12 protein-coding genes are annotated in these 15,372 nt (G+C 70.4%); 4 read left to right on the top strand and 8 right to left on the bottom strand.

Going from position 1 to position 15,372, the window contains the following annotated elements; genetic code table 11:
- Positions 1 to 258 precede the first annotated feature (258 nt).
- From ABL840_RS14540 to ABL840_RS14525, 4 genes are read left to right on the top strand one after another with little or no spacing between them, the layout of a single operon-like run.
- Positions 259 to 1,308, top strand: a complete 1,050-nt coding sequence (locus tag ABL840_RS14540) for a GNAT family N-acetyltransferase (RefSeq protein ID WP_418116276.1) — start codon at positions 259 to 261, stop codon at positions 1,306 to 1,308.
- Complete coding sequence (locus tag ABL840_RS14535; RefSeq protein WP_093201874.1) at positions 1,305 to 2,159, top strand: PA4780 family RIO1-like protein kinase; 855 nt, start codon at positions 1,305 to 1,307, stop codon at positions 2,157 to 2,159. The genes ABL840_RS14540 and ABL840_RS14535 overlap by 4 nt, the downstream gene beginning before the upstream one ends.
- Before the next feature lie 21 nt (positions 2,160 to 2,180).
- Positions 2,181 to 3,122, top strand: coding sequence for an ABC transporter substrate-binding protein (locus tag ABL840_RS14530; protein WP_093201877.1), 942 nt, complete (start codon positions 2,181 to 2,183; stop codon positions 3,120 to 3,122).
- A gap of 31 nt (positions 3,123 to 3,153) precedes the next feature.
- Positions 3,154 to 3,681 (top strand): SET domain-containing protein, encoded by a 528-nt coding sequence (locus ABL840_RS14525; protein WP_093201879.1) that lies wholly within the window; start codon positions 3,154 to 3,156, stop codon positions 3,679 to 3,681.
- Here ABL840_RS14525 and ABL840_RS14520 read toward each other — a convergent pair.
- The 8 genes from ABL840_RS14520 to ABL840_RS14485 all read right to left on the bottom strand — a co-directional run bounded on the left by ABL840_RS14520 (position 3,669) and on the right by ABL840_RS14485 (position 15,353).
- A complete protein-coding gene (locus ABL840_RS14520) occupies positions 3,669 to 4,085 on the bottom strand; it encodes a RidA family protein (RefSeq protein WP_093305042.1) in 417 nt (138 codons plus the stop codon). The two genes, ABL840_RS14525 and ABL840_RS14520, sit on opposite strands and share 13 nt — an antisense overlap.
- 128 nt (positions 4,086 to 4,213) lie before the next feature.
- Positions 4,214 to 4,660 carry a vWA domain-containing protein gene (locus tag ABL840_RS14515; RefSeq protein ID WP_418116275.1) on the bottom strand — a complete coding sequence of 149 codons (447 nt, stop codon included), beginning with the start codon at positions 4,658 to 4,660 and terminating at the stop codon, positions 4,214 to 4,216.
- A 203-nt stretch (positions 4,661 to 4,863) separates the two neighbouring features.
- Positions 4,864 to 5,931 carry an ATP-binding protein gene (locus tag ABL840_RS14510; protein WP_093305045.1) on the bottom strand — a complete coding sequence of 356 codons (1,068 nt, stop codon included), beginning with the start codon at positions 5,929 to 5,931 and terminating at the stop codon, positions 4,864 to 4,866.
- Positions 5,928 to 9,737: a cobaltochelatase subunit CobN gene (gene cobN, locus ABL840_RS14505; protein WP_093305047.1), complete on the bottom strand. Its 3,810-nt coding sequence runs from the start codon at positions 9,735 to 9,737 to the stop codon at positions 5,928 to 5,930. The genes ABL840_RS14510 and cobN overlap by 4 nt, the downstream gene beginning before the upstream one ends.
- Positions 9,738 to 9,752: 15 nt before the next feature.
- Positions 9,753 to 10,817 carry a cobalamin biosynthesis protein CobW gene (cobW, locus tag ABL840_RS14500; RefSeq protein ID WP_093305049.1) on the bottom strand — a complete coding sequence of 355 codons (1,065 nt, stop codon included), beginning with the start codon at positions 10,815 to 10,817 and terminating at the stop codon, positions 9,753 to 9,755.
- A 135-nt stretch (positions 10,818 to 10,952) separates the two neighbouring features.
- Positions 10,953 to 11,630 carry an energy-coupling factor ABC transporter permease gene (locus tag ABL840_RS14495; RefSeq protein WP_093305050.1) on the bottom strand — a complete coding sequence of 226 codons (678 nt, stop codon included), beginning with the start codon at positions 11,628 to 11,630 and terminating at the stop codon, positions 10,953 to 10,955.
- 73 nt (positions 11,631 to 11,703) lie between these two features.
- Entirely contained in the window at positions 11,704 to 13,245 is a 1,542-nt protein-coding gene (locus tag ABL840_RS14490) for a PepSY domain-containing protein (protein WP_093305052.1), read from the bottom strand.
- 23 nt (positions 13,246 to 13,268) lie between these two features.
- The gene (locus ABL840_RS14485) at positions 13,269 to 15,353 is read right to left on the bottom strand and encodes a TonB-dependent receptor (protein ID WP_418116274.1); all 2,085 of its coding nucleotides are present in this window, start codon (positions 15,351 to 15,353) and stop codon (positions 13,269 to 13,271) included.
- Positions 15,354 to 15,372 lie beyond the last annotated feature (19 nt).

Genomic DNA, 15,372 nt, shown 5'->3' with positions numbered 1-15,372 from the left:
TGGAAAACGCCGTAATTCATGCCCCCACCATCGTGCGGTTCGTCGGGCCTCATCTGAACTGATCGTTCAACAGCAGCAAGCACCGACCGCCTGGCCGGTCAGCCCAGCGGCCATCTTCTCCGGCCGCAGCGCCCCCGAACCGCCCCGATTCAATCAAGACGCCGCCGCAGGCACGCCCGTGCCCGCGGTGCCCCGTTCATTTGTCGAATCAAGGCAGCAACCATGCTTGAAAACCGTGCCGCTAACGCGCGGCATACCGTGACAACAACAGTGTTCGATCCCCAGCGCGCGAGCGAAGCCGACTGGGCCAACTTTCTCGCCTACTGGCGACTGCGCACCGAGGAAGACTTTCCCGGTGACCCCGTCGCTCCCGATGCCGATACCCGGCACAACGTGCAGCAGTCGAACCCGCTGTACGAGTTCCACCGCGTGCTGGCCGTCGGCGCGGGCGGCAAGTTCATCGGCAGCCTGAGCGCGAGCTTCCGTCGCGAAGGCACGTCCGGACACGAGGCCTTCGCGCCTTTCCTCGAAGCCTGGGGCGGCGTGCTGCGCCCGCACCGGCGCCAGGGCGTCGCGAGCGCCCTGCTTCGCGCGCTGCTCGAGCTGATGGAAGCGCGAGGCAAGTCCGTCGCGACCATCAAGACCCACCTGCCAGAGGGCCACGCCTTCATGCAGGCCGTCGGTGCCCCTCATCGGCACCGCAGCGTCGAGAACCGCATGTACTTCGCGGATCTCGACTGGAGTGAGCTCGCAGGCTGGCGCGCCGACGGCTTCGGACCCGGCCACGGTCTTCGCGCCGAGATGCACGCGGGGCGCGTGCCGCTGGAGCGGCTGGCAACGCTGATGGCGCCGCTGTCCGCGCTGCTGAACGACGCGCCCACGACGTTGCTCGAACGTCCGCCGCTGCGCTACGACCTGGAAGACTTCCCGCCCTGGTACGCCGACATGGACCGGCGCGGCGGCGACCACTTCCTCGTGCTGCTGCTCGACGGCGACGAAGTGGTCGCGGTGTGCGACGCCGCGTGGAACCGGCACTTCCCCGACCGCATGCACCAGCGGCTCACGGCCGTCGACCGCCGCTGGCGCGGCAAGGGCCTGGCCAAGGCCGTGAAGGCCGCGATGCTGCAGCTCGTGCGCGAGCGCCACCCCGAAGTGACGATGGCCTACACCCACAACGCCGAGGTCAACGCGCCCATGCTGTCCATCAACCACCGGCTCGGCTACAAGGCGCACAGGCACGACGGGTACTACCAGCTCGGCACCGAAAACCTGCGGTCCTACCTCTCCGCCCGGGAGGTGCGCCCATGAAGGCCCCGCAACGACTCCAGCCGCTGATCGACGAAGGCCTCGTCGACGCCGTGGTGCGCCAGCTCATGAGCGGCAAGGAAGCCATGGTCTACGTCGTGCGCTGCGGCGACGAGACGCGCTGCGCCAAGGTCTACAAGGAGGCCGACAAGCGAGGCTTCCGCCAGGCCGTCGACTACACCGAGAACCGGCGCGTCAAGAACTCGCGCGAGGCGCGCGCAATGGCCAAGGGCACGCGCTTCGGCCGAAAAGTGACCGAGGCCATCTGGCAAAGCGCCGAGGTCGACGCCCTCTACCGCCTGGCCGCCGCGGGCGTTCGGGTGCCCGCGCCGCACAACTTCTTCGAAGGCGTGCTGCTGATGGACCTGGTGACCGATGCGGACGGCGACGCCGCCCCGCGCCTGTCCGACGTGGACTTCTCGCCGCAGGAGGCGCTGCGCCACCACGCCGGCCTGCTGCGGGAAGTGGTGCGCATGCTCTGCGCCGGTATCGTGCACGGCGACCTCTCGGAGTTCAACGTGCTGCTGGCCGAAGACGGCCCGGTCGTCATCGACCTGCCCCAGGCCGTGGATGCCGCTGGCAACAACCATGCGCAGCGCATGCTGCTGCGCGACGTCGGGAACCTGCGCGATTTCTTCGGCCGGTTCGCGCCGGCGTTGCTGCGCACGCGCTACGGCGAGGAGATCTGGCACCTCTACGAGCGCGGCATGCTGCGCCCGGAAACCGAGCTGACCGGCAGGTTCGAGCCCGACACCCGCCCGGTCGACCTGCGCGAGGTGTTGCGCGAGGTGAACGACGCCCGTATGGAAGAAGCGACGGCGCGCCGGCTGCGCGTGCGGACGCCGCGACAATAGCGGGCCCTGGATGCCCGCCCGATGACCGCCACTGCCCCGCCGCCCCGCGCCCCGCGCCCGCTCTTCCCCGCCACCGCTGCCGCGCGGCGCATCGCAAAGGCCGCTGCCTTCGTGGCCCTGGGCTTCGGCCCGGCGGCGCACGCCGCCGGCATCCGGCTGGAGGACGACCGCGGCACCACCGTCGAACTGCAGGCGCCTGCAAGGCGCATCGTGTCGCTGATGCCCTCGCTGACCGAAACCGTCTGCGCCCTCGACGCCTGCGACCGGCTGGTGGGGATCGATCGCCATGCCAACTGGCCGGTGTCGGTGAAGGGGCTGCCGCAGGTGGGCGGCATCGACGACGCGAACGTCGAGCGCATCGTCGCGCTCAAGCCCGACCTGGTACTGCTGCGCCCGCGCAGCCGTGCCGCCGAGCCGCTGGAGCGCCTGGGCCTGAAGGTGCTGGCGCTCGACGCCAAGACCCATGCCGACATGCGCCGCGTGATGGAAACCGTGGCCCGCGCCACCGGTCGCCCCGGCGCGGGCGAAGCCTACTGGCGCAAGCTCGACGCCGGGCTGGACGCGGCCCGTGCCCGCGTTCCGGCCGGCTGGCGAGGCCGGCGCGTGTATTTCGAGGTGCATGGCGGCATGGCCGCGGCCAGCGAAAGTTCCTTCATCGGCGAGACGCTGGCCCGCCTCGGGCTCGGCAACGCAGTGCCCGGCACGCTCGGCCCCTTTCCCAAGATGAGCCCCGAATTCGTGGTGCGAGCCAACCCCGACGTGCTGATGGTGTCGGCCCTCGGCGAAATCTCCGCCATGGCCTCGCGGCCCGGCTGGTCGGCCATGTCGGCCATCCAGCGCGGACGGGTGTGCAGCTTCGCCTCGGCGCGCTTCGACCTGATGATGCGGCCCGGCCCGAGGCTCGACGAAGCAGCCGACGCGATCGTGGGCTGCCTGAATTCCCTGGGCGATCCGAAGCCCTGAACCGACAGTCCTTTTCGTTCCCCCCCCCCCGATGAAGCATCACAAGCGAACCTCGTCCACCCCCTTCGTGCGTGTCGGCCCCAGCGGCGTGCACGGCCTCGGCGCCTTCGCCACGCGCGACCTGCCGGCCGAAGCCTTCCTCGGCCTCTACGAAGGCCGCCGCTACACCAAGGCCGAGATCGCCACCAAGGTCTGGGACGACCAGCTCACCTACCTGTTCACCCTGTCGAACAACGAGACCATCGACGGCGCGAAGGGCGGTAACGCCACGCGCCACCTCAATCACTCGTGCGAGCCGAACTGCGAGGCCGTGGAGGAATACGACGAAGGCGGCGAGCTGGTGCTCAAGTTCCAGACGCTGATGGCGGTGGACGCGGGCGACGAGCTGTTCATCGACTACTCGCTCACGGCGGACGACGGCTCGCCGCCATCGAAATACCCCTGCCACTGCGGCTCGCCGAACTGCAGGGGAACGATGCTGGCGCCGCCCGACGAAGCGCCTCTGCAGGAAACGCCTCTTCCTCTTCTCCAGGAAGCTCCGGCCGGTCAGCCCGCCTGAGCGGCGTCAGCCACCCTGGCGATGCACTTGATCTCGAGCAGCCAGTCCGCGCTGCCGAGCCTCGCGACCTGCACCAGCGTCTGGGAGATCTGAGGATCGCCGCCGAACATCTCGGCGCGCAGCCCGAACAGTTCGTCGCCCCTGCCCAGAAAGCCGTCGATGTCGGTCACGAAGACGGTCTCGTCCACGACGTCGGCCATGGTCGCGCCGAAGGATTCGAGCACCGTGCGGACGTTGGCATAGGCCTGCTTCACCTGCGCCGCGATGTCGCCCGCGCCGATGGTGCGGCCCTCGCCGTCCACGCTCACCTGGCCAGAGAGATAGATGGTGTCGCCGACCTGCACGCCGTCGGCAATGATTTTTCGAAATGGTCCCTCGCGCACTACGCGCCTCGATGCCGGCATGACTGATCCTCTCGTTGAAAGGCGGCAGTATCGAAGGACCAGCGCCGCTCATGGCGCCGCGCGGAAGATGGCCCCTCCGGACGCAAGCCGATACGCCAGTGGCCGGGCGCGCCGGCCGCTCTTGTGATTCACGCCGTGCCGGCGGCCGGCAGATAGCGCGCGTCCCAATCCTCGGCGAGCTGTCTCGCGCGATGCAGCGGCAACCGTGCCGCCTCGAAGTCGACCACGCAGGCCACGTCGGCGGACGCAGGCCGCGCGGGGTGCTCGCTGCTGCGCCCGTCCGTCAGCAGCCATAGCCAGCGTTGCCTGGTCTCGCTCTTCGCCAGCAGCTGGTCGGCACGCCGCACGCCCAGCGCGAGCGGCGTGCCGCCGCCTGCCGCGATCGGCGCGATCCAGTCGTCGTTCCACGCACTGGCGCGGCGCGGCGGCAGGCGCAGCTCGACCGTGTCGCCGGCAAAGCACAGCAGCGCGACATGGTCGCGGCGCTGGTAGGCCTCGTGCATCAGCGCGAGCAGCAGGCCCTTGGCACGCGCGAGGTTGCCGTCGTTGCGCATCGAGGCCGAGCAGTCGAGCAAGAAGCAGTGCAGCGCGCCGCTGCGTGCTTCCTGCGGGCGATGGCGCAGATGCTGGGTGCGAAGCCGGTCGGCACCGCGCGCCGCGAAGGTGCGCGGCCAATCGAAGGCGCCGCCCTGCTTGGCGGGACCTTGCCATGCGTCCCTGTGCGAGCCCTGCCTCCGGTCACCCTGGCGCGCGCCAGCGGGTGCGGCGTCCCGGAGGCTCAGGCTTTTTTTGGGGCGACGGCCTGCGCCGGGGCGATCAGCGGGCGCAGCGGTTTCACGCGCTCGATGCCGACGGGCTCGGGGGGCATGGCGCCCCAGTCCTCGTCGCCCGTGCCGTTCGTGCCGCGCTGGCCGTTCGCCGTGGCATCGGGCCTTGTGGCGAGGGGTGCCGGAGACGGCGCTGCAGCCTCGGCTTCGGGCTTGCGACGGTGCAGCAGCACCGCTTCAGCCACGCGCCGCACGTGATCGGCCGTGATCTCGTCGGCGCCTTCCCACGCGGCGAGCGCCCGGACCGAGCGCAGCATCACGAGGTCGGCGCGCAATCCGTCCACGCCCGCGGCAATGCACAGCGCGCCGACCGCCTCGTGCACCGCATCGCCGTAGGGCAGCGCCGACGTATCGGCCACGAGGGCCCGCGCGCGCGCCAGAGAGGCAGCCAGCGCGGCCTCTTCCTGCGCATGCTTCGCGCGAAAGCCCTGCGGATCGGCATCGAAGGCCAGCCGGGCCCGCACGATGGCCTGCCGCCCGGCGGGGTCGTCGATGTTGCGCAGCTGCACGCACAGGCCGAAGCGGTCGAGCAGCTGCGGACGCAGCGTGCCCTCTTCCGGGTTCATCGTGCCCACCAGCACGAAGCGCGCGGCATGCCGGTGCGAGATGCCGTCGCGCTCCACCACGTTGACGCCGCTGGCTGCGGCATCGAGCAGCGAGTCGATCAGAGCGTCGGGCAGCAGGTTGATCTCGTCCACGTACAGCACGCCGCCATGCGCGCGCGCCAGCAGGCCGGGTGCGAACGCAAGTTCATGGCCGGCCAGGGCCTTTGCGAGGTCCAGCGTGCCGACCAGGCTTTCGAGGCTCGCGCCCAGCGGCAGCGTGACGAAGGGCGCGCCGGGCAGCAGTTCGGCGAGCGCGCGCGCCGCCGTGGTCTTGGCGGTGCCGCGCGGCCCTTCGATCAGCACGCCGCCCAGGCCCGGGTCGACGGCAGCGAGCAGCAAGGCCTGGCGCAAATGCGGCTGGCCCGCTATCGCGGCAAAGGGAAAAGGCACCGGCATCGGGGCGGCTGTGGTCATCGGGGGATTCCTTCCATCCGCTGCTCGTGGTCGAGCAGCAGGTTCTCCAGCTGGGCGCGGTAGTCGCCGGGCGACTGCCACAGGCCGCGCTGCATGGCTTCGAGCAGGCGGTTGACCATGTCGGTCAGCGCGCGCGGATTGTGTTCATTCACGAAATCGCGGGTGGCTTCGTCGAGCACGTAGGCATCGGCCACCATCGCGTACTGGTGGTCGCCGACCACGCGGGCGGTGGCGTCGAAGCCGAACAGGTAGTCGACCGTCGCGGCCATCTCGAAGGCGCCCTTGTAGCCGTGGCGCTTCACGCCGTCGATCCATTTCGGGTTCACCACGCGCGAGCGGATGACGCGACCGATCTCCTCCTTCAGCGTGCGCACGCGCGGCGCCTGCGGGTTGCCGTGGTCGCCGTGGTACATGGCCGGCTGCCGGCCGCTCAGGTGGCGCACGGCGGCGGCCATGCCGCCCTGGAACTGGTAGTAGTCGTTCGAGTCGAGCAGGTCGTGCTCGCGGCTGTCCTGGTTCTGCATCACGACGTTCATCGCGCGCAGGCGGCGAACCAGCGCTTCGGCGGCAGGCACGCCGTCGCTGCCCTGGCCGTAGGCATGGGCGCTGCCGCCGACATAGGCCCGCGACAGGTCGTCGTCGGTCTGCCAGTCGCCGCGGTCGAAGAGCGGTTGCAGACCCGAGCCGTAGCTGCCGGGCGCCGAGCCGAACACGCGCCAGCCGGCCTGGGTACGAGCGGCCTCGGATGCCACGCCCTGCGCTTCCAGCGCGGCGGCCTCGCGAAGGATGCGCGCGCGAATCGGGTTGCGCTCCTCGTCCTCGTCTTCCTGCGCGGCAACGGCCTGCACCGCCGCGTCGAACATCTGCACGGCATTGGGAAACGCGTCGCGGAAGAAGCCCGAGATGCGCAGCGTGACGTCGATGCGCGGACGGCCGAGCCCGACCGTGGGCAGCACCTCGAAATCGACCACCCGCTGGCTGCCCGGCGCCCACTTCGGCCGCACGCCGATGAGAGCGAAGGCCTGCGCCAGGTCGTCGCCGCCGGTGCGCATGGTGGCGGTTCCCCAGACCGACAGGCCCAGGGCCGCCGGATAGTCGCCATGCTCCTGCATGTGCCGCTCCACCAGCTGCGCGGCCGACTTGAGGCCGAGCATCCAGGCCGTGGGCGTCGGGATCGCGCGGGTGTCGACCGCGTAGAAATTGCGGCCGGTCGGCAGCACGTCGGGCCTGCCGCGCGAGGGAGAGCCGCTCGGGCCCGGTGGCACGAAGCGGCCCTGCAGGGCGCGGCAAAGCTGCAGCAGCTCCTGCGCGCCGCAGGCATCGAGCGCGGGTGCGAGGCTGCGGTCGATGCGCGCCATCACGGCGGCGGCGCGCGGCAGCTCCGGCGGGCATGCGCCCTCTTCCATCAGCCTCTGCGCGAGCAGCTCCAGCCGCTCGCGTGTGTCGCCGTGGTGCCGCCATGCATCGGCGCTCACCGACTGCAGCAGCGCGGGGCGTGCGCCCTGCCATGGCGTGGCCGCGTCGATGTCCAGCGGATCGAAGCTGTCGTCCGGCAGCAGGTCCTGCGACAGCGCGCCGAGCAGTCCGGCATTCGCTCCCGCGCCGTCGGCGGCCGGGTAGCGCGCCAGCGCCAGCAGCGTGTCGCGCCGCAACCGCCCCTGTGGCGACGCGCCGAACACATGCAGCCCGTCGCGGATCTGAGTCTCTTTCAGCTCGCAGAGGTAGGCGTCCACGCGCGCGAGCACGGCGTCGTCCTCCTCGCCCGGCATGCCCAGCTCCTCGACCAGGTGCTGCGCGCGCACCGCCGCGAGGATCTGCGCGCGCAGCACCTTCGCGCGGCGCGCGTCGACCAGCAGCGCGTCGTAGTACTCGTCGACCTGCCGCTCCAGGTCCTGCATCGGGCCGTGGTTCTCGGCGCGCGTGAGCGGCGGCATCAGGTGGTCGACGATGACCGCCTGCGTACGACGCTTGGCCTGCGCGCCCTCGCCCGGATCGTTGACGATGAACGGGTACACATTCGGCAGCGGCCCGAGGATCGCATCGGGCCAGCAGGCCTGCGACAGCGCGATGCTCTTGCCCGGCAGCCATTCGAGGTTGCCGTGCTTGCCCACGTGCACCACGGCATCGATGGCGAAGGCTTCGCGCAGCCAGAAATAGAAGGCCAGGTAGCTGTGCGGCGGCACCAGCTCGGCGTCGTGGTAGCTCGCGTAGTCGGCTGCGCCCAATGTGCCGAGCGCGCGCGCGGGCTGGATGCCGACGAACACGCGGCCCAGCCGCAGGCCGGCGATCATGAAACGGCCGTTGCGCAGCATCGGGTCTTGCTCGGGCGTGCCCCAGCGTTCGTCGATGGCCGCCGCCATGCCCTCGGGCAGCTTCGCCAGGCACGCGCGGTACTCGGCCAGCCCGAAGCTCTGCCACGCGGGCCGCGCGGCCCATTGCGCGGGGTCGTTCGCGATGCCTTCCTGCAGCCTGCGCATCAGCGCATCGCCGTCGGCCGGCAGCGAGCCGGGCTCGCCCAGCGCGTAGCCTTCGGCTGCCATCGCATGCAGGATCGCCATCACCGAGGCCGGCGTGTCCAGCCCCACGCCGCTGCCGATGCGGCCTTCGCTGCCCGGGTAGTTGGCGAGGATCAGCGCGATGCGTTTCTCGCCGGCGCGCAGGCTGCGCAGACGGCACCAGCGCCGCGCCAACTCGGCCACGAAGGCGATGCGGTCGGGCTCGGGCTGGTAGCTGACCACCTCGGTCTGCGTGAGTTCGCAGCGGTGCGACAGGCCCTTGAAGCTCACGGCCCGCGTGACGATGCGGCCGTCCATCTCGGGCAGCGCGATCTGCATGGCGATGTCGCGCGGGCGCAGGCCCTGGCTGTCGGCCAGCCAGTCCTCGCGGTTGCCACCGCTCACGATCACCTGCAGCACGGGCGCGTCGCCGGCCAGTTCCACATCCTCACCCTGCCCGCCCTGCCCCAGCGCCGCGAAGGCCGTGGTGTTGAGCACGAGCTGCACGTCGTGCTCCGCGCACAGCTCGCGCAGCGTGGACAGGCACAGCGGGTCTTTCAGCGAATCGAGCGCGACCGGCAACGGATTCAGCCCCTGCCCGCTCAGCGCCGCCGCGAGCGCATCGAAAGCCGCCGTGTTGCCCGACAGCAGGTGCGAGCGGTAGAACACCAGCGCCACCACCGGCGCGCCCGCATGCCAGCCGGCGCGCAGGTCGTCGATGCCGGCCACGGTGTGCGCCGCGTCCATGCCGCGCGGCACATGCAGCGCCACCTGCGGCAGGCTGCGCGGCGGCAGCGGCGCCTCGCCACGGCCGAGTCCGTGAAAGGCCACCGCGCGCAGGAACTGCATCGCGTTGCCGGCCCCGCCGCTGCGCATGTACTGCCAGAGCTGGCGGCTCACTGCGCGCGGCGCCGTGCCGCGCGCGAGCAGGTCTTCGTCCTCCTGCAGGTCGCCGGAGAACATCGCGAGCTGCTGGCCCTTGCGTTTCGCCAGCTTCTCGAGCTGCTGCAGCCCGTAGGCCCAGGCCGATTCGGCCCCCAGGTGGTCGACCACCACCACGCGCGCATGCTGCAGCACCTCGTCGACGTAAAGGTCGAGCGAGGCCGGCTGGCGCAGGTGCATCAGGTTCGCCAGCCGCAGCGACGGATAGCCGGGGTCGGTGGCCGCCAGCGCGGTGCGCGCGGCGGCGAGCAGCGCGAGCGTGGTGTCGGCCGAGCTGAGCACCACGATGTCGCCCGGCGTCTGGTCGAGACGGGTGACGACGCTGTCGTCCTCGACGAAGCGTCCGGGCTGGGTGCTCAGCAGGTGCATGCGATCAAGGCAGCGTCAGGCGGCGACCGCACTCACCTCGTCGAGCGCCTTGCGCAGCGCCGCCTCGTCGAGGTCTTCGCCGATGAACACGAGCCGCGTGCGCTGCGCCTCGCCGTCGCGCCAGCGGCGGTCGAAATGGTGGTCGAAGCGGCGGCCTACGCCCTGCACCAGCAGGCGCATCGGCTTGCCCGGAACGGCGACGAAGCCCTTCACGCGGTAGATGGTGTGCTGCTCGACCAGCTTGCCGAGCACGGCGAGCAGGCCGTCGCGGTCCACGGGCGGCAGCTCGATCACGAGCGAGTCGAACTCGTCGTGGTCGTGGTCTTCCTCGTGGTCGTGGTGGCTCTCGCGCAGGTGGATGGTGGCCTCGGCCGCACGGCCCTGGCCCAGCAGCAGAGCGAGCGGCAGCTTGCCCTCGCTGGCGGCGACGATCTTCACCTCGGGCGGCAGCTCTTCGCGCACCAGTGCCTCGACCTTGGCGCGCGCGGCGTCGTCCATCAGGTCGGTCTTGTTGAGCACCACAAGGTCGGCGGCGGAGAGCTGGTCTTCGAACAGCTCGTGCAGCGGCGATTCGTGGTCGAGGTTGGGGTCGGCGCGGCGGGCTTCATCGACGGCCTCGGGGTTCTCGGCGAACTGGCCCGAGGCGGCGGCCGGGCCGTCGACCACGGTGACGACCGAATCGACGGTGAAGATGTTGGCGATGTCCGGCCACTGGAAGGCCTGCACCAGCGGCTTGGGCAGCGCGAGGCCGGAAGTCTCGATGAGCACCGCGTCGAGCTCGCCGCGCCGCTCGGCCAGCTGCAGCATCACGGGCAGGAACTCTTCCTGCACGGTGCAGCAGACGCAGCCGTTGGCCAGTTCGTAGAGCGCGCCTTCGCGCTCGTTGCCTTCGTCGTCGCAGCCGATGCCGCAGCCGCGCAGGATCTCGCCGTCGATGCCCAGCTCGCCGAACTCGTTGACGATCACCGCGATGCGGCGGCCTTCGGCGTTGCCGAGGATGTGGCGCAGCAGCGTGGTCTTGCCGCTGCCGAGGAAGCCCGTGACGATGGTGACGGGGATCTTGGCGTTGCTTGAGGTCATGGGGTGGATTCTTTCAGGCGCCTGCGCGCGGCATGCAGCCGGCAAGGCAAAAGTGGCGCCGGATGATTCCGGCGCCACTGATGGTGATGAATGGCCTCCCCGGAGCAAGCCCGGGGAAGCGACGACAGGAAGCGATCAGACGCCGCCGTACAGGCGGCGCTCGACGAAGACGGAGCCCTGCAGCCGGCGCCAGGCCTTGGCCGCTGCCAGCACGCCCAGGTCGACCAGCGGCTCGACGAGCACGACGGTCATGTAGGCCGCGCCGAAGCTGACGATCTGGCTCATGTTCTCGATGCCGGTGCCGCGTCCATAGAGCGCCCAGAAGCCGACCCACACCACGATGCCGCCCTGGTAGGCCACCGACAGCTTGAAGGCCTGCTGGTAGCCGATGTCCACGTAGGCCAGCTTCTCGGGAATGATCCGGCGGGCCAGCGCGGAAGTCGCGAACAGCGGCACCAGCAGGGTCGTGACGTTCATGCCGTACTGCGGAATGTCCTGCGGCTCGAAGAAGAGGCCCTGGATCAGCAGGCCGCCCGCAAGGCCAATGGCGGCGGGCGCCAGCCCGAACACCAGCAGCAGCGTGGTGCCGAGGATCAGGTGCACTTCAGACACGCCCACGGGGTGATGCGGGAACACCTCGAAGAAGCAGAACACCAGCGCGATGGCGATGGCCGAGCGCAGCAACAGGGCGGCGGGGCCGTCCTTCACGAGAGTCTGGAACCCAACCTTGCCCGTGTAGGCAAGAGCGGCTGCCGCCGTCGCGTAGCTGAGGAATATCTTGGATCCGTCGACTAGACCTGGTTCGATGTGCATCGAGCACCTCCTGAAATGCACCGTGGTGCGAAAGTTGATTGTTGGTGGATGGGCTGGCGCACGCAAGCCCCCGTCATGGACGCTGGAGCGCGCGCTGCGCTCCCTGCATGGCCGTCGCCGGCCGGGGCTTTCGCCGCAACCGTCGCCAGCCGATCACGACGCCGCTGGCCGAAGCCACGGCGCCGACGATGGAAAGCAGCCACATCACGAGATCCCAGGCCGGCCTGTACTGGATGAGCCAGGGGAAGTCGAGGCTGTGCGCCGCGTTGAAGAGCCAGCGGCGCAGGCGCGAGTTGCCGTCGCTGCTGCCCGCGACCTGGCCGCTGGCCGGGTCGATGTAGATCCAGCTGCGCGCCGGGTCGTCGAACAGCAGGCGCCACACGGGCACGATGCGCTCGCGGTGGTGGCCGTACCAGTGGAAGTCTTCGCGGGTCTGGAGCGTGGCCTGGGTGATGGCGTATCCGGGCCTCAGACGGGCCGCAGCGCGCAGGATGTCGTCCTTCGCGATGACGGCCGGCTCGCCGGTGACTGCATCGACCACGCGCACCCGCGCTTTCGCATCGCGCAGCTGCAGCAGCGGCCTGCCGTCGAACCACAGCAACACGGCCTCGCGCGCGGCAGCCTCGCCCTCGCCCGCCGGCAGCGAAGCCGGCGGCCACGGGAACGGCGACTTGCCGACACCCGTGTAGCCCGCCATCGCCGCCGCGTCGCCCGCCCCGCGCTGGAACCAGCCGTTGGGGTTCATCGACAGCCAGCCGCTGACGATCCACGTCAGCACGAAGAAGCCGCCGACCAGCCCCGCGATGTGGTGCCAGGCCATCCAACCCGAGTACGGCGTGACCGCACCGTTGCGGAACCTGCGGCGCAGCCGCACCCGCAGGATGCCGATGACGATGCCCGTCACGGCCGAGACGATGCAGGCGGCCGACAGCCACACCACCACGTCGTGCCACAGCGGCGGATCAGCGCGCAGCGGCGTGAAGTAGATCCAGTGCGGCACCGAGCCCAGCCAGTTCCAGAAGCGCTCGGAGCGCGTGGTGTCGCGCACCACCTCGCCGTTGACCTGCGACACGTAGAGCTCGGTACCCGCCTCGTCGCCGACCTCGATGCGGTGCAGCGGGCGCAGCGGGTTCAGGCCCTGCGGCACGGTCCACTGGTCGCGCTCCAGCGTCTCGGCCCAGTGCGCGCCGGCGTGACCCGAGAAGGCGCGCGCGATGGCTCCGGCCTGCGCGGCATCGACCGGGCCGGGCACATGGCCGTCGCGCGCCGACACGCTGTGCCGGCCACCGCGCGCATCGACGATGCGCCAGACGGGGCTGGCGCCGTCTCCGCCCTGCATCTCCAGCACCATGCGACGCGGCGGGCGCAACCGTGCATCCTTCGGCAGCGCATCGAGCGCGGCCGCGGGCGACACCACCGCCTGGTCGAAACGCAGCGGAGAGAGCCCCGCGAGCCGCTCCTGGTCCGTGAGGTTGGGATACCCCACGTACATCATCACCACGCCCGAGACGAACCACATGACGAACAGCAGGCAGCCGCCGATGCCCAGCCACCGGTGCGTCCAGTAGAGCCAGTGCCGGATGCGCGGCCAGGCGCGGCGCCATGCGAAGGTCATGCGTTCCCGGTCCTGTCTGCCATTCAGAAGCTGACCAGCGCCGACAGCTCGAATGAGCGCGGACGCCCCAGCAGCCACTGGTTGCCGCCGTTAGAGAACGACACCGGGTAGCGCCGGTCGGCCAGGTTGTAGGCACGCAGCGCGAGCTTGAGCGACGGGTTCGTCTGCCAGCTCACGCCCGCGTCGGCCACGGTGTACGAACCGATCCTGCGCGAGTTGGCCGCATCGACCTGGCGCGGGCCGACGTAGCGCACGCCGACATCGGCCTCCCATTGCGGCAGGAAGCGCCAGGTGAGCCAGAGGTTGGCGGCCTCCTCGGGCACGCCGGCGGGCGTGTTGCCCGCGCGCGAGACCAGCCTGCCGCTGACGACTTCGTTGAAGTCGTCGTAGCGCGCGCGCAGCTTGGTGGCGTTGGCCTCCAGCCGCAACGTGGAGCTGAGCGCCAGGTCGAGCGTGGCCTCGATGCCTTCGGAAGACTGCTTGCCGACCTGCTGGGTGACGGTCGGATCGATGGCGTCGCGCGACAGCAGCTTGTTCTTCTTGATGCTGTACGCGGCCACGGTCCAGGCACCTCGGTTGTCCGCGAGCTGGCGCTTGTAGCCGACCTCGACCTGCCTGCCGGTGCTGAGATCGAACGCCGCCTGCGAGGCCGAGGTGGTCACCAGCGAGCCCAGCGGATCGGCCGCACGCGCCACCTGCGCGTAGAACGACTGCGAGGCGTCGGGCGCATAGACCACGCCGAGGCGGCCGGTGGCGTACTCGAAGGTCTTGCCGAAGCTGTTGGCGGCGTTCTGCAAGTCGGTGCGCGCGACCTTCGCGTGGTCCCAGCGCAGGCTGCCCACCACCGACCACTGTTCGTCGAAGGCCAGCTTGTCCTCGGCGAAGAAGGCGTAGGTGCTGGTCTTCGTCTTGTAGCGCGGCGTGTAGGCCACGGGCGAGGCGTAGTAGCCCGGGTTGAAGACGAAGGGGTCGACCACCGAGCGGCCGCCGTAAGGCGAATCGTTGGTGTGCGTGAAGTCGATGCGGTTCGCGTCGAAGCCCACCAGCACCTGGTTGGCGAGGCCGAACAGCCGGTGCCTGAAGGTGGCGTCGGTGCGGTTGCCGATCTGCTCCTGGTCGTGGCCGATCTCCAGGTAGTCGCCGCGCGTCACGCGACGGGTGATGGCGTTGTAGGTGTAGGTCTCGCTGTTGCGCCAGTGGCGCTTGCTCTCCAGCCGGTAGAGCTGGTTGCGCACGGTGACGGATTCGTTGGGCGTCCACTGGGCGTCGAGGCGGGTCCACTTGTCGCGGTACTTGATCTCGGCGTCGTCCACGTTGTAGTTCTGGCGCAGGGTCTGGCTGCTCAGGCGGCCGTCGATCAGCGGCACGCCGTAGTAGCGCTGCGGCGACTGCCGGCCCTCGTCGTGCGAGAGCGTGAACTGCAGCTGCGGCGATACGTCCAGCCGCACGGCCGCGCTCACGGCAAGGCTCTCGGCCTCGCCGCGCTGCATGAAGCCGTCGGTGTTGCGCTGGCTGATGTCGAAGCGGTACGAAAGCCTGTCGTCGATCGCCCCGCCGCTGCCGAAGGCCACCTGTCGCGTGGCGTCGGAGCCCAGCGTGACCAGCGCTTCATTGCGGATCGGGCCGCGCGTGGGCTTCTTCGGCACCACGTTGATCGCGCCGCCGATGGCGCCCTCGCCGTACATCACCGAGGCCGCGCCGCGCAGCACCTCGATGCGGTCGGCAGACCAGGTGTCGAAGGGGAAGGTGACGGTGCCGGCACCCGCGAAGAGGCGCGTGCCGTCGAAGAGCTGCATCACCGAACCGTGGCCCAGGAAGCCGCGAGCCCCCAGCGCGGTGCCGCCGTTGCCCGGGCCCGGCGCGCCCGTGATGCCGGTGGCGCGGGTGACGGCATCGACCACCGAGACGTCGCCGCGCGCGCGGATGGTGTCGCCCGTCAGCACCTCGATGCTGGCCGGCGTCTCCAGCGGCGTGAGGCCGAGGCGGCTGCCGGTCTGGGTGGGCTCGTCGATGGCCAGCGGCACGTGCCGGTCGGCCTCCACCTGTATGGGCTTGAGGCTCTGGCCGCCGCCGACGACTGTTTCGTCCTGGGATTGCGCCAGGGCCACCGAAGGCCCGAAAACCAGC

Origin of the sequence: Variovorax sp. NFACC27, assembly GCF_048301545.1 — a bacterium.
Lineage (GTDB): Bacteria > Pseudomonadota > Gammaproteobacteria > Burkholderiales > Burkholderiaceae_C > Variovorax > Variovorax gossypii.
Note: the sequence above shows the minus strand (reverse complement) of the source record. Positions and strands in the feature narration are given on the sequence as shown.